This window comes from Moraxella sp. CTOTU47579 (genome assembly GCF_032004885.1).
In the GTDB taxonomy this organism is placed as follows: domain Bacteria; phylum Pseudomonadota; class Gammaproteobacteria; order Pseudomonadales; family Moraxellaceae; genus Faucicola; species Faucicola tetraodonis.
This window is the reverse complement of record NZ_DALZOJ010000004.1, coordinates 74295-89027: the sequence shown is the minus strand read 5'-3', so window position 1 is coordinate 89027 and position 14733 is coordinate 74295. Positions and strand designations below refer to the sequence as shown.

Sequence of the window (14733 nt, the reverse complement as noted above, 5' to 3'; positions counted from 1 at the left end):
CACGTGACCCAGCTTCAGAATCAGCCCCTCACTCAATCAAGCACTCAGCCTGTTTATGCCACCCAATACCGTATTTATTTAGAAGATACCGATGCAGGCGGGATTGTATATCACGCCAATCATTTAAAGCTGTTTGAGCGTTGTCGTCGTGATTGGTTACGGGAATTGGGTATGACCAGTTATTTTTATCAAGCGCATTCAGCCGACGCTGTGAGTCAAGACGTTACTCACCATAGCGATAGTGGCAAACCTGATATCCAATTTGTAGTGAGCCAAGCCAACATCCGCTATTTGCGTCCGATTCTGCTTGATAGCGAAGTCACCGTTGTGATTGAGACGGCAGACTGCAAATCTGCATCATTACAGCTTGAGCAACGGATTTATGATAGCCACCAACAGCTTTTAAGCCAAGCCGAGATAAGTATTGTATGCGTGGCTACTAGTAAAGATGAAAAAGGGCAAACCCAAGTTCGCCCTACCCGTTTGCCCAAAGCGTTTGTGCAGCTGCTGCAGCTCGCTCAGTAAATGTATGATTGTCCTGTCTTACAAAGGTTATTTTGCTTTACAAGTTTGACAGGTAACTTGCTCATCTTCTAGGCGGTATGCCATCATACTGCCGCCCCACACACACCCTGCATCCGTGGCTCTGGCATTTGCCAAATCGACTTTGGCTTTTAGCGCCGCCCAGTGACCAAATAAGATTTTACGTTCGCGCGGCACTTGCCATTCAAACCATGGACGAAACCCCTCTGGCATTTTATCATCCAAACTGGATTTAAAGCTAAACTCTAGCGTGCCGTCCATTTGACAAAGGCGCATACGGGTAAAATAATTGCAAATCGCCCGCATACGCGCGTAGCCTGTCAGCATATTTGACCAAGGAACAGCGGTATCGCTATACAGGTTTGGCAGCAGTCTATCGAGTTGCCATAAGCTACTTCGTAGCTGAGTTTGCAATTCTGACGCATGCATGGCTGCTTGGGTGATACTCCAGTTTGGCGGGATGCCTGCATGCACCATCACGGTTTTATCATTGGGATAGACAAGCAGCGGCTGGCGACGAAGCCAGTTGAGTAATTCATCACAATCTGGGGCGTCAAAAATCGCTTGTGTTCTATCCTTTTTTTTGATCTTTATGACACCACGCCATACCGCGATCAAGTTAATATCATGATTGCCCAACACCATTTCGGCAGCACCAGCTTGGCAAAGACGTTTTACCAGACGCAGCGCGCTCAGCGAGTCTTCACCGCGTGCCACGATATCGCCAACAAACCATAATTTATCTTGCTGTTCATCAAACCCAATTTGCTTGAGCAGTGCCTGCAAATCGGCATAACAGCCTTGAATATCGCCAATGACAAATTGATGTCGAAAACCCATAACACCTCATATATCTTCAAAGTAAAATTTTAAACAGCTACAAAAAAATTAACCATTTGCCGCGATGCTGTTTGCCGCTATACCATTAGCCGCGATGCCATTAGACAAGGTCACAAAATCTTGTACTGATAACGTTTCAGGACGCGCCAGTGGATTAAGCCCCCATGCCACAAGCTGGGGTTCTGTGACCGCAGGCAAAATCGGCGATTTTTTAAAAATCGCGCGCAGTGTTTTACGGCGATGATTAAATGCCTCACGCACCACAAGGGCAAACAGCTTTTCATCGTCAGCCACAATCGGTTTTTGTTGATAAGGTCTGAGTCGAAATACCGCACTCGTCACTTTGGGTGGGGGGTTAAATGCCCCATTTGGCACCGTCAGTAAATAATCAGTTTCACAATAATACTGCATCATGATGGATAAGCGACCATATTCTCGGCTATCCACCGCTGCGGTGATGCGATCCACCACTTCCTTTTGTAGCATAAAATGCATGTCTTCAATGACATCGGCAAAACTTAGTAAATGAAACAATAACGGCGTAGAAATATTGTATGGCAAGTTACCGACAATGCGCATTTTCTTGTCGGTGGTAGCATTAGGGTTATCGCCAATGACTTGTTGGAACAGCGCACGGTAATCCACTTCCATGGCATTGGCTTTGACAATGGTTAAGCCATCATGGCTATTGGCGCCAATACGAATGCGCAAGCTGTCTGCCAAATCGGTATCAAGCTCGACAACGGTCAAGCGATTGACTTCCTTGAGTAGCGGCTCAGTAATCGCGCCCATGCCTGGACCAATTTCAACCATCAAATCATCGCGACCTGCATGAATACTGTCAATAATTCTCCCAATAATCACTTGATCGTGTAAAAAATTTTGCCCAAAACGTTTTCTAGGCTGATGGGATAAAAAAGCAGAGACCGTCACTCAAAACATTCCTATAAAAATGAAATAATTATCAATGTTGTGCAGTATACGATAACCCTCACCGTCATCAGACACAAATCACTATTAAACTGCTCATTATAGCATAGCTTGACGCTCCATTATGACAATTTCATGACAACTCTAGACTATGGCAATAGGATAGCAATAGCTTTGCAACAGCATGACAACAATCTGCCCAATCGCTCAATTTGAATTTTTGTAGTTCATGTCATGCTACAAATTTTTGATGGGTCTATTTTTTGATAGGTCAATCGCCTGTCGAATTCTGATGACTAAGTTGTTATAATGCAACAAATTTAACTAACCCTTTATTTAGTGAGCATTGTATGGGCTTTAATTGTGGTATCGTCGGACTGCCAAATGTTGGTAAATCAACCCTGTTTAACGCATTGACCAAAGCTGGGATTGCGGCAGAAAACTTCCCGTTTTGTACCAAAGATCCCAATACTGGGATTGTGCCTGTACCCGACCCACGTCTCAAACAACTTGCCGATATCGTCAAACCTGAGCGCGTTGTGCCCACCTCAATGGAATTTGTGGATATTGCCGGTCTGGTGGCAGGCGCATCCAAAGGCGAAGGTATGGGTAATCAGTTCTTAGCCAATATCCGTGAAACCGATGCGATTGCCCATGTGGTGCGCTGCTTTGATGATGACAACGTGATTCACGTTGATGGACGCGTCAACCCATTATCCGATATCGAAACCATCAACACCGAACTTGCCCTAGCTGACCTTGAAGCCGTCAGCCGTGCGATTATCAATGTCGGTAAAAAAGCCAAAGGCGGTGATAAAGACGCCAAAGCCATGCTGGATGTGTTTAACAAAATTGAGCCATTTTTAGCCGATGGTAAGCCTGCGCGCATGGCAAATCTGGATGAGGATGAGAAAAAAATCATCCGCAGCTATGGTTTAATCACCCTAAAACCCACCATGTATATTGCTAACGTGAGCGAGGATGGCTTTGACAACAATCCTTATCTTGACCAAGTACGTGAGTTTGCGGCAAAAGATGATGCGTTGGTGGTCGCGCTATGCAACCAAATCGAATCTGAAATCGCCCAGCTGGATGACGATGAAAAACAAGAGTTTTTAGAAAGTATGGGTATGACTGAAGCAGGGCTTGATCGGGTGATTCGCGCAGGCTACGAGCTGCTTAATATGCAAACGTATTTTACCGCAGGGGTCAAAGAAGTGCGCGCTTGGACGGTCAAAGTGGGTGCCACCGCACCAGAAGCAGCAGGCGTGATTCATACTGACTTTGAGCGTGGTTTTATCCGTGCCGAAGTGATTGCGTTTGATGATTTTATTGAATATAACGGTGAAAAAGGCGCGGCAGCGGCCGGTAAATCTCGCCTTGAAGGTAAAACCTACATCGTGCAAGATGGCGATGTCATGCACTTTAGATTTAATGTCTGATTGTGCACGCATACGCCGATTGATATAAATAGGCAATTTTAGTTGCCTATTTTTTGCAAGTTTATTTTTTAAAAATGCTTGACTTGTATTGCAAGTCACTATCTTAATCCCTATAATATGCGTTCGTAATTTTGAGAGCCCTCGTTTCCCAGACACTCACTCTCAACTATTAACTCAAAAAGGTTTTTAAACATGAAAACTATCAGTGCTAAACCACATGAAGTGACACACGATTGGTACATCGTCGACGCTGAAGGTAAAACATTAGGTCGCTTGGCGAGCGAAATCGCATCACGCTTACGTGGCAAGCATAAGCCTTCTTACACCCCTCACGTTGACACAGGCGATTATATCGTTGTGATTAATGCTGAGAAAGTTGCCGTGACTGGTAAAAAAGCGCAAGACAAAAAATACTACCGTCACACCGGTTACCCAGGTGGTATCAGAGAGACTAACTTTACTAAACTTATCGCACACAAACCTGCTGACGTACTTAACAAAGCCGTTAAAGGTATGTTGCCAAAAGGTCCATTGGGCTATGCGATGATTAAAAAGTTAAAAGTTTACTCAGGTACTGAGCATCCTCATACTGCTCAACAACCTCAAGTATTAGATATCTAAGGAGTAACACATGGAACGCAATTACGGTACAGGTCGTCGTAAAACTTCAACAGCTCGTGTGTTCTTATCTGCGGGTACAGGTAACATCGTCGTCAACGGTAAACCACTTGATCAATACTTTGGTCGCGAAACATCAGTAATGGTTGTACGTCAACCTTTAGAATTACTAGATGCTGCTAGCAAATATGATATCTATGTGACTGTAAAAGGTGGCGGTATCAATGGTCAAGCAGGCGCGATTCGCCACGGTATTACCCGTGCATTGATCGAGTCAGATGAAACTTTAAAACCAGCGCTTAAAGAAGCGGGCTTTGTGACTCGTGACGCGCGTGAAGTTGAACGTAAAAAATTGGGCTTACGTAAAGCACGTAAACGTCCCCAATTCTCAAAACGTTAATATTTTTCGTGGTCGAAATTCTCGTATCGACCGCGTTTTTTGGCGTTTACAAAAAAGACTCTTGTTTACTGCAAGGGTCTTTTTTATTTACCTTAGGTAATTTATTTTATTGCAAAAATAGCATAAAATAGCAAAATTAGCGTAATTTAGGCACAGCTAAGGTGGCAATTCTGTAACAACTGATTTACAATAGCCACAAACCCAGTGTGGGAATATGGTTACCCACTTCATTAATCTGGAGGAGTTCTTAATGAGCCATGCCGAAGGCGTCGACGTTAAGCGTCGAAGAGTTTTAATCGCATCCACTGCCGCTATGGGCGCAGTCGGTGTCGCTGCTATTGCTACGCCGTTTGTGCGTTCATGGTATCCAAGTGCAAAAGCAGAAGCTGCGGGCGCACCTGTTAGCCAAGACCTAAGCAAACTCGAAGCAGGACAAATGATTGTTATCAAATATCGTGGTAAACCAATTTATCTTGTCAAACGTACCAAAGAGATGATGGATAATTTATCAAAAGTAGAATCATCACTTGCCGATCCAAAATCAGAAGGTTCATTACAACCTGACTACTGCAAAAATAATAGCCGCTCAAAAGACAATAGTGAAGTTCTAGTGTGTGAAGGGGTTTGTACTCACTTAGGTTGTGCACCAGGTTATCGTCCTGATGTCGGCGCAGCAGATTTGGGTGGCAGCAGTTGGGTTGGCGGATTTTTATGCCCCTGTCACGGTTCAAAGTATGACTTAGCTGGACGTGTTTTTAAGGGTCAACCTGCGCCTCGTAATTTGCCAGTTCCTGAGTATAGCATCAGCGGTACTATCTTAACGGTGGGGGCATAATATGAGTGCAAAGAAATTTATGCATTGGGTGGATGCGCGCTTTCCAGCGACAGAAACTTATGAATACCATATGTCAAAGTATTACGCACCAAAGAATTTCAACTTTTGGTACTTCTTTGGCGTGTTATCTATGGTGGTATTGGTCAATCAGTTAGTGACGGGTATTTGGCTAACCATGATGTTCAACCCAAGTGCAGAAGGCGCATTTGCTTCTGTAGAATACATTATGCGTGATGTACAAGGTGGTTGGTTAATCCGTTATATGCACTCAACTGGTGCTTCGGCATTTTTCGTGGTCGTGTATCTGCATATGTTCCGTGGCTTGTTGTATGGTTCATACCAAAAACCCCGTGAACTGGTTTGGCTCATCGGTATGGGTATCTATCTGTGCTTAATGGCAGAAGGTTTCTTCGGTTACTTATTACCTTGGGGTAATATGTCTTTCTGGGGTGCCCAGGTTATTTTAAACCTACCAGCAGCGATTCCATTTATTGGTGATGCATTGGGAGAATGGGTAAAAGGTGACTATATCATCTCTGGTATTACCTTAAACCGTTTCTTCGCCTTGCACGTTGTTGCGATTCCTTTGATTTTAGTGGGTCTGGTATTTGTTCACTTGGTAGCATTGCACCATGTTGGTTCTAATAACCCAGATGGTATCGATATCAAAAAACTTAAAGATAAAAATGGTGTACCCCTTGATGGTGTGGCTTTCCACCCATATTACACCGTACATGATATGATTGGTATCGTGGTATTCTTTATCATTTTCTTTACTGTGGTATTCTTCTTCCCAGAAGGCGGCGGTTTCTTCCTTGAGCCACCAAACTTTGAAGCAGCAAACCCACTTAAGACACCTGCTCACATTGCCCCTGTTTGGTACTATACGCCTTTTTATGCGATGTTACGTGCAACCCCATCTATGTTTGGTTCAGCCCTGCCGGGTGTTATTGTGATGGCAGCATCAATTGCTATTTTATTTGTATTGCCTTGGTTAGACAAATCGCCTGTGCGTTCAATGCGTTATAAAGGTATTTTGTCAAAAATTGCGCTTGCTATCTTTGTTGTTAGTTTCTTGATCTTAGGTTACTTAGGGGTAATTCCATCAAGTGATACCGCAACGATTGTGGCACGTATTTGTACTATTTTGTATTTCTTGTTTTTCTTGCTAATGCCAATCTATACATCGATTGAAACTTGCAAACAGCCACCTGAACGTGTAACTGGAGGTCACTAATGAAAGCGGTTAAAAAATTAGTTGCTGGATTGGGTTTGACAGTTGCACTAGGTTTGGGCGCGACAGCCGCACAAGCTAGCGAAGGCGGCTGTGGCACTTACAAAACAGTTGATGGTAAAGAAGCGCATTTGGCTTGTGAAACCGCCCCTGTAGATTTGACCAATAAAGCATCTATTCAACGTGGTGCCTCATTATTTATGAGTTACTGTGCAGGCTGTCACTCAGCGCAATATGTTCGCTACTCAAAAATGTATAAAGACTTGGACATTCCAAAAGAGTTGGTGGAAAAATACTTGATGCTGACCACTGACCAAGTCGGTGACCATATCAATGCAGGCGTAGACCCAGAGCTTCAAAAGGCTTGGTTTGGTGCACAGCCACCTGACTTGTCACTTGAAACCCGTCTACGTGGTAATGATTGGGTTTATACGTACTTGTTAGCCTTCTATGAAGATCCAAGTCGTCCTTGGGGTGCCAACAATATCGTACTGCCGAATGTTGCCATGCCGTTCGTCCTTCATGATATGCAAATGAACACCTCAAAAGAAGAATATCGTCGTAATATTGGTGATATCGTCAACTTTATGGCGTGGATGGCAGAGCCGCAAGCGCACCAACGTAAAGTATATGGTTTTTGGGTCATCTTATTCTTACTTGCGTTATTAATTCCAGTATACTTACTCAATAAAGAATTTTGGAAAGACGTTAAATAAGGGTTCATATAAGAAAAGGTAGCTTAGGCTGCCTTTTTTTATGCGCATCTATTGCTTGATTGGTACGATAACTTTCACAGTTATTGCTAATTCAGTCATTTTAAGCTAGGCTTATCCTTTACGCTGATACAGCTTATTATTTTTAACTATGTTGACCCCTACTTCGAACACCCCGTTGATTTATGCCGATGATGGCTACCTGAGTCACCAATTAAGACTGGTTTTACTTGAGAAAAAAATAGAATTTAGTGAGACGAACATTCGTGATGATGAGGATTTTGCCGAAGATTTACCTGATATCAATCCTTACAACACGCTACCGGTATTTATTCATCGTGAATTGATTTTATATAACAATCGCATTATTTTTGAATACCTTGAAGAGCGCTATCATCAGAACAAACTGCTACCTGAAAATCCGATTGAAAAGGCACAATACCGTCAATTATGGTGGCGCATTGAGAAAGACTGGATTAAACTGGCAGATACGCTATTGACCCATAAGGATACCTTAGATGTCAACCAAGCAAAGATTGCAAGAAAGCAACTGACTGAATCTCTTGTTACCATAGCGCCGCTGTTTGCCCATAAAGCTTTTTTTCTTTCAGATACTATGGGTGTATGTGATTGCATTTTGTCATCGATTTTATATCGCTTAAAACCCATGGGTATTGAATTGCCGCTGCATCTGTGCCGTCCGTTGTATCAATATATGGATCGGATGTTTAATCGCCCAACCTTTAAAACTAGTTTAAAATAGTAATCATTAAAATAAGAGAATCATCATGGAAAACGACTTTCAACTCACCCCGACTCGCCCTTATATGGTACGCGCTATTTTTGAATGGCTTGAAGACAATAACCTAACTCCACATATTATGGTCGATACGACGCAGCCCAATGTCACCGTGCCTGTCGAATATGTGCAAGATGGTCGTATCGTACTTAATATCGCCAGCCGTGCCACAGGTAATTTGGTCATTAATAATGATTTTATTAATTTTCATGCGCGATTTGGCGGTGTTTCGCAAGAATTATGGGTACCGATGCAAGCGGTGATGGGGATTTATGCCAGAGAAAATTCACAAGGCATGTTCTTTGACCCAACGGAATACGATAATGCCCCGCAATCTGAAATCAATGCCAGTCAACCAGCAGAGTCCACCGACGCACAACGTCCAAAACGTGAGAACAAAGCAGGGTTAAAAATCTTGGATTAGTGCATTGTCACTGGCAATATGGGTTTAATTTTGTTAAAATAATCAATTACTTTTTTAGTTTTGAATAGGATAACCATAGTCATGGCACGTGTCACTGTAGAAGATTGTCTAGAAAATATCCACAACCGTTTTGATTTGATTCTTATTGCCAGTAAACGTGCGCGCCAAATCGCACGCGGTGTATCAGAACCTATGGTTGAGCGTGAAAATGATAAACCAACCGTACTTGCCCTGCGCGAAATCGCTGAGGGCCTTGTGACTAAAGAGATTTTAAATCAACCTGAGCGCGAATTGCCTAACAAATTTCACCATGTTGATTTGAGCATTTCAAGTGGTCATGGATTCTAATGGTAGCTTAAGCCACTGTTACTAGTTAGCGACTATTATTTTATAAAAAGTCACCTTTTTTAGGTGACTTTTTAGTTGAATGAAACGTGGAATGAAACGTGGAATTATATGTAACTTAGCTTGACAATTCGCAGTAATTTTGCGAATAATTAAGATATCTTTATAATACGTTTTTACTAACTTTAGCTGGTTTGATGCCAGCTATTTTTATCCAACCGTTTTTTATGATAGAGTTAACTGCTGACCAGGACAATATGAATTTTTTAGCAGGTTAAACCTATCGATCGTACGTTGAGGGCACATTTTTGAATATATCAACTTTACCAAAATTAAGCCATCCTGATGTGGATATTGCACAGTTTGACCTAATGCGTGTATTGGATTATTTGGATGATGCCGAACAGCAAATTGTTCTCAAAGCCTGTGCCTTTGGCGACCAAGCCCATATCAAAGATAAACGCAAATCTGGCGAGCCTTATATCACCCACCCTATGGCGGTAGCGGAGATTTTGGGTAGTTTTCGTATGGATGTCGATACCATTGTGGCGGCAATTTTGCATGATACCGTTGAAGATACCCCTACCACTGAAGAAGATTTGACCCGAGAGTTTGGCAAGGCAGTTGCCCAAATCGTCAATGGTGTTACCAAATTAAAATCCTCCAATGAAAAACACATCAATAAAGCCGCGACTTTTTATCGCATTATTACTGCAACGCTAGAAGACCCGCGGGTGTTGATTGTCAAATTGGCAGACCGCCTGCACAATATGACCACCATCGAAGCGGTGCCTGAGAAAAAACAACAGGCAACCGCACAAGAAACGTTGGATTTTTATGTGCCGTTTGCTCGTACCCTGGGGCTTAATGATTTAGCCGACTATATCGAGATTTTATGTTATCGCAGCCTAAATGCGCCTATGTATAACAAGTTATCAGATAAGCTTATGCAGCATGGTTTGGGGCGCACCTTTCAACAAGAAGCTATTCATAACTATTTAAATATCGTTTTGAGCCGACTGGATGTTAAAGGTTATGTCAAAGATGTCGATAATCGCGTGACTTTGTTTCGCCAGTTCTTTAAAAACCGCGGCGAAATCACCGATTTGCTGTGGCATTATGAATTTATGCTGGTCATGGATAAAGTGGAAGACTGCGACCAAATCGCCAAGTATTTTATCAATAAATACCAAATTGCGCCTGAGTGTATCGAAGACAATATCCGCCATCCGCGTGCGGGGGGCAACCAATCACTGACCATTACCTATAAAAACGGCCATGATACCATCAAAGTGGTCATTCTGACTAAAACCATGCTCAAAACCACCCGTTTAGGGATTTTGATGGGTGAAGCCGCATCGCCGCTTAGCCAGTCAGTGATTCAGGCCTCTCTACGCAATCTGCAAAACTTGATTGCCGACAATGAAAGCGATATCGAAGAGCAGCCATCTGATGCGGTGACGGTGGTTGATAAACTGATTGATTATCTTCACGAACGTAAAATTATTTGCTATACCCCAAACGGTGATGCTTATGAGTTGCCGCGCGGCTCCACAGCGCTTGACTTCGCCTATACTATCAGTACCCATATCGGTAACCGTGCAACCGGCGCTGAAATCAATGGCGTAGAAGCCAAACTGGGTACGATTTTGAAAACCGGCAATAGGGTCAAAATTCATACCGACCCCAATGCGATTCCAAAAGCGGAGTGGCTGGGTTTTGTGGCAACCAATAAAGCGCGGCGTGCCTTGTTTGAATGGTTAAAAGGCTTAAATCCAGAGCAAAAAGAGCACGAAGGTAAAACCGCCTTTGAGCGCGCGCTTAAAACGCAAAATCTTTCACTCGCTGATGTGAGTGATGAACAATGGCAATTGCTACTTGATTGGCGTGGCTTACAGGATAAAAGTGCGTTCTTTACGGAGTTTACCACAGGTAAATTGCTACCGCAGATTGCCGTTTCGCGCTTATTGACCCAAGAGCAGCTTGCCAAAAACCAAGCCAGCGCCCATGCCGCTAACCAACCGCAAAGCTTGATTGCGGATGCCGCCAATATGGAGATGAATTTTTCCAGCTGTTGTCATCCTGTGTATGGCGACCCGATTGTCGGGCATATTTCAAAAAATGGCTTGGTGGTGCATCGACATAAATGTTTTTCGATTGATGAAATTCGCCGTGTCAATGAATACCAAGTGATTCCGCTACATTGGCGAGTGTCTAACAGTGAGGATGAGATATCCAAGCGTATTTATTTTGATGCCGCGCTAAAAATTAATCAAAACCTGACCGATGAGCAAATCAGTGATTTAATCTTTATTGTACGTGATACTCAGGCGGGTTTTGAATATATCGAACAGCGTAATGGCTACACCTTGCTGTTCGTGGTGGTGCAAAGCCGTGACCAGATTGCAAGCTTAATTCAGCGCCTACGTACCTTCTTGGGCTACCCCAATATTGTAAGGCTGTATCAATGGAATGACGAAGTGCTACTTTCTCAGAGCCAAAACACATCTGCAGCAAAAAATAAAGATATTTTATAAACCCATCATACTGTAATAGGAAATAATATGAGCCGTGACATCATTCATACTGACAATGCGCCTGCTGCGGTAGGCACTTATTCACAAGCCGTGAAAGTTGATAAGACTGTCTATATTTCAGGTCAAATCGGACTTGACCCAAACAGCATGACCCTAGCCGATGGCTTTGTTAATCAGACCAACCAAGTCATGTCAAACATCGATGCTATCTGCCAAGCCGCAGGTGGTTCGCTTGCCAATGTGGTGAAGTTTAATGTTTCGCTCACCGATTTGGCAGATTTTTCTGCCTTAAATGAGATTTTTGCGGCGCGTTTGTCTGCCCCTTACCCTGCTCGTGCCGCGGTGCAAGTGGCAGCCTTGCCAAAAGGTGCGGTGGTCGAAATTGAAGCGATTTTGGTTTTAGATTGATTTTGGTTTTATAATGTTAACCCGCTCAAATGGAAGGTGAGTTACCAGACTTGCCTTTTTTTATGTCAAATTTTTGTCCATCTGACCACAGTTTAACGTATAGAATTGGGCTATAATTCAACCCTACAACAATTTTTAAAGGTGTGTTTTGCTAATCCAAGTTGCCTTACCTGTGCCCATTGATTCGGTGTTCGATTATCGCGTTGTGGGCGATGCGTTGCCCGCGATTGGCTGCCGCGTCCGAGTACCGTTTGGTGCGCGCAAATTGGTCGGCATTGTGGTGGCGCATATTGAGCACAGTCAGCTTACGCAAAATGCCATTAAACCTGTATTGGATATACTTGATGAGCGGCCGATTGTCGATGAGGCGTTGCTAAAACTCGCTTATTGGCTGTCTGCTTATTACTGCTATCCGCTTGGCGATGTGTTCGCTGTCATGCTGCCGACTTTGATTCGTCAAGGGATGACGCTTGACTACCGACAATTATGTTGGCAACAATTACGTGATGCCACTGACGAGGATTTTTCTGCCAGCGCAAAAAAGCAACGCCAACAATTTGCTTTATGTGAACTGGTCATCAACTCGCATGGCAATTTACATCGCAATTCGCATGGCAATGCCACAAAACTTGTAACTGAGTTTGCGCTGGTAGACAACGGTGTCGAGCCCGCTTATTTAAAAAAATTTGAGCAAAAAGGTCTGATTGCGCCTGTTTATCAAATGCCATCTTTACCCAAGCTTGCTAAGCTTGCCACCACACCGCTCACCTTAAATTTGCAGCAACAACAAGCGGTGCAAAAAATCACCCGCGCCTGCCAGCAGCCACACTACGAAGGTTTTTTGCTCAATGGGATTACGGGAAGTGGCAAGACCGAAGTGTATTTGCAAGTGATGCAAACGGTACTGGCGCAAGGCAAACAAGTGCTGATCTTAGTGCCAGAAATTGGGCTGACCCCACAGACCAGACAGCGATTTGCCGAACGATTTGACGCCCAAGTATTGATGTTACATTCGGGACTTAATGACACCGTGCGGCTTGATGGCTGGCAACAATGCCGACTGGGCTATGCGCAAATTATTATCGGTACCCGTTCGTCAGTGTTATACCCATTTGCCAATTTAGGGCTGATTATTGTCGATGAGTCGCATGACCAATCTTATAAACAGCAAGACTCACTGCGCTATCACGCCAGTGACGTGGCGCTCTATCGTGGGTTTCAGCTTAATTGTCCGGTGATTTTGGGTACCGCGACGCCATCGCTTGAAAGCCTGTATTTGGTACAACAAGGTAAACTCACCGAGCTTACTTTGACCCAGCGTGCAGGCGATGCCAAACCTGCCATTATGCAGCTGATTGATGCGCGCCAACAGGCATGGCAAAACGGTTTGGCGCAAAGCTTAATCCAAGCCATTCGGCAAACGCTGGACAAAGATGAGCAAGTATTGGTATTTTTAAACCGTCGTGGCTACGCGCCCATCTTATTATGTGATGCTTGCGGTTGGCAAGCAGACTGCCCGCGCTGTGATGCGCATTTGACAGTGCATTTTCAGCCAGTGGCAATGCTAAAATGCCACCACTGCGATTGGCAGCAAGCCATCCCAAATCATTGCCCCAGCTGTGGTAGTAGCAATCTTGACCCTGTGGGCATGGGTACTGCGCGGATGGTTGAAGGGTTAACTGAGCTTTTCCCCGATGTGCCTGTGATTCAGATTGACCGCGATACCACGCGTAAAAAAAACAGTTGGGAGCAAGTGTATCAGCGTATTGCTGATAATCCCAAAGCCATTTTGGTGGGCACGCAAATGGTGGCAAAAGGGCATCATTTCCCCAATGTGACCTTGGTAGCAATCCCCAATGCTGACCGCGGTTTTTTATCCTCAGATTTTCGCTCGCCTGAGCATACCGCCCAGCTGATTATCCAAGTGGCAGGTCGTGCGGGTCGTGCCGATAAAGCGGGTCTGGTACTGATACAAACCCTGCAACCTGAAAATCCGGCGTTACTGACTTTGGTACGTGAAGGATATCTAAGTTTTGCCCAGCAATTATTGGCTGAGCGGCGCATGTTGGGATTGCCGCCATTTACTTACGCTTGTTTGGTACGGGTGGAAAGCAAATCGTTAGAAAACAATCAGCAAATTTTGCATCAAGCGATGGCGCTGTTGCCATCACGCCAGCACATGACAGCCTTGGGCATTGCCATTAATGGCCCGGTGGATGCGCCGATGGCAAAGAAAAACAGTCGCTATCACTCGCATTTATTAATTTTGACCAAAACACGCCACGTTCGCCAGCAGCTATTGTCGGACTGGTGGCGACAGACGATTGCGTTGCCATCGGCAAAGTATGCCAGACTATCGATTGACATTGATCCGATGAGTTGGTCTTAACCTGACTTGCAAAACCATTGATTTTGCTAAAGCGCTTATTTCACACTGATGTTTAAATGGGCTTTTTTCAACTCGCTGATTGGGCTACAATTTAGCTAATTTTTGCCATTGATTAGGGTAAGTAAATAACAATGACCCCAAAACCGCTTCAAGATTCAAAGCAGCCTACTGATGTGCACCCTAATGCGCATAGTCATGGCAACAATCATCACCATAAGGACATAACAATGACCCCAAAACCGCTTCAAGATTCAAAGCAGCCTACTGATGTGCACC

At 44.1% G+C, this 14733-nt stretch carries 15 protein-coding genes; 13 read left to right on the top strand and 2 right to left on the bottom strand.

The window, feature by feature from the left end; all coding sequences use genetic code 11:
• Positions 1 to 3 precede the first annotated feature (3 nt).
• Entirely contained in the window at positions 4 to 525 is a 522-nt protein-coding gene (locus tag RTP55_RS04085) for a thioesterase family protein (RefSeq protein WP_312384394.1), read from the top strand.
• Between the two features lie 27 nt (positions 526 to 552).
• On the opposite strand, the gene RTP55_RS04080 is transcribed toward RTP55_RS04085, so the two are convergent.
• Both RTP55_RS04080 and rsmA read right to left on the bottom strand, forming a co-directional pair.
• Positions 553 to 1383 (bottom strand): symmetrical bis(5'-nucleosyl)-tetraphosphatase, encoded by an 831-nt coding sequence (locus tag RTP55_RS04080; protein ID WP_096488653.1) that lies wholly within the window; start codon positions 1381 to 1383, stop codon positions 553 to 555.
• A gap of 48 nt (positions 1384 to 1431) precedes the next feature.
• Complete coding sequence (rsmA, locus tag RTP55_RS04075; protein ID WP_312384391.1) at positions 1432 to 2316, bottom strand: 16S rRNA (adenine(1518)-N(6)/adenine(1519)-N(6))-dimethyltransferase RsmA; 885 nt, start codon at positions 2314 to 2316, stop codon at positions 1432 to 1434.
• 347 nt (positions 2317 to 2663) lie between these two features.
• Here rsmA and ychF point away from each other — a divergent pair, with 347 nt between their 5' ends.
• The 12 genes from ychF to RTP55_RS04015 all read left to right on the top strand — a co-directional run bounded on the left by ychF (position 2664) and on the right by RTP55_RS04015 (position 14457).
• Positions 2664 to 3755, top strand: coding sequence for a redox-regulated ATPase YchF (ychF, locus tag RTP55_RS04070; protein ID WP_062334373.1), 1092 nt, complete (start codon positions 2664 to 2666; stop codon positions 3753 to 3755).
• Positions 3756 to 3947: 192 nt separating this feature from the next.
• Positions 3948 to 4376, top strand: coding sequence for a 50S ribosomal protein L13 (gene rplM / locus RTP55_RS04065; protein ID WP_007116509.1), 429 nt, complete (start codon positions 3948 to 3950; stop codon positions 4374 to 4376).
• Between the two features lie 10 nt (positions 4377 to 4386).
• Complete coding sequence (gene rpsI, locus RTP55_RS04060) at positions 4387 to 4773, top strand: 30S ribosomal protein S9 (RefSeq protein WP_007116510.1); 387 nt, start codon at positions 4387 to 4389, stop codon at positions 4771 to 4773.
• 250 nt (positions 4774 to 5023) lie between these two features.
• On the top strand, positions 5024 to 5608 hold the full coding sequence (gene petA, locus RTP55_RS04055) for a ubiquinol-cytochrome c reductase iron-sulfur subunit (RefSeq protein WP_007116512.1): 585 nt from the start codon (positions 5024 to 5026) through the stop codon (positions 5606 to 5608).
• A 19-nt stretch (positions 5609 to 5627) separates the two neighbouring features.
• Entirely contained in the window at positions 5628 to 6845 is a 1218-nt protein-coding gene (locus RTP55_RS04050) for a cytochrome b (RefSeq protein WP_175405749.1), read from the top strand.
• Positions 6845 to 7558, top strand: coding sequence for a cytochrome c1 (locus RTP55_RS04045; RefSeq protein ID WP_007116514.1), 714 nt, complete (start codon positions 6845 to 6847; stop codon positions 7556 to 7558). Before RTP55_RS04050 ends, RTP55_RS04045 begins: the two co-directional genes overlap by 1 nt.
• 148 nt (positions 7559 to 7706) lie before the next feature.
• Positions 7707 to 8318, top strand: coding sequence for a glutathione S-transferase N-terminal domain-containing protein (locus RTP55_RS04040; protein ID WP_312384386.1), 612 nt, complete (start codon positions 7707 to 7709; stop codon positions 8316 to 8318).
• A 25-nt stretch (positions 8319 to 8343) separates the two neighbouring features.
• Positions 8344 to 8778 (top strand): ClpXP protease specificity-enhancing factor, encoded by a 435-nt coding sequence (locus RTP55_RS04035; RefSeq protein WP_007116516.1) that lies wholly within the window; start codon positions 8344 to 8346, stop codon positions 8776 to 8778.
• 81 nt (positions 8779 to 8859) lie between these two features.
• Complete coding sequence (gene rpoZ, locus RTP55_RS04030) at positions 8860 to 9126, top strand: DNA-directed RNA polymerase subunit omega (RefSeq protein ID WP_007116517.1); 267 nt, start codon at positions 8860 to 8862, stop codon at positions 9124 to 9126.
• Between the two features lie 368 nt (positions 9127 to 9494).
• On the top strand, positions 9495 to 11660 hold the full coding sequence (locus tag RTP55_RS04025; protein ID WP_312384594.1) for an HD domain-containing protein: 2166 nt from the start codon (positions 9495 to 9497) through the stop codon (positions 11658 to 11660).
• Positions 11661 to 11687: 27 nt separating this feature from the next.
• On the top strand, positions 11688 to 12068 hold the full coding sequence (locus tag RTP55_RS04020) for a Rid family detoxifying hydrolase (RefSeq protein WP_312384383.1): 381 nt from the start codon (positions 11688 to 11690) through the stop codon (positions 12066 to 12068).
• A gap of 148 nt (positions 12069 to 12216) precedes the next feature.
• Positions 12217 to 14457 carry a primosomal protein N' gene (locus tag RTP55_RS04015; protein WP_312384381.1) on the top strand — a complete coding sequence of 747 codons (2241 nt, stop codon included), beginning with the start codon at positions 12217 to 12219 and terminating at the stop codon, positions 14455 to 14457.
• The last annotated feature ends 276 nt before the right edge of the window (positions 14458 to 14733 follow it).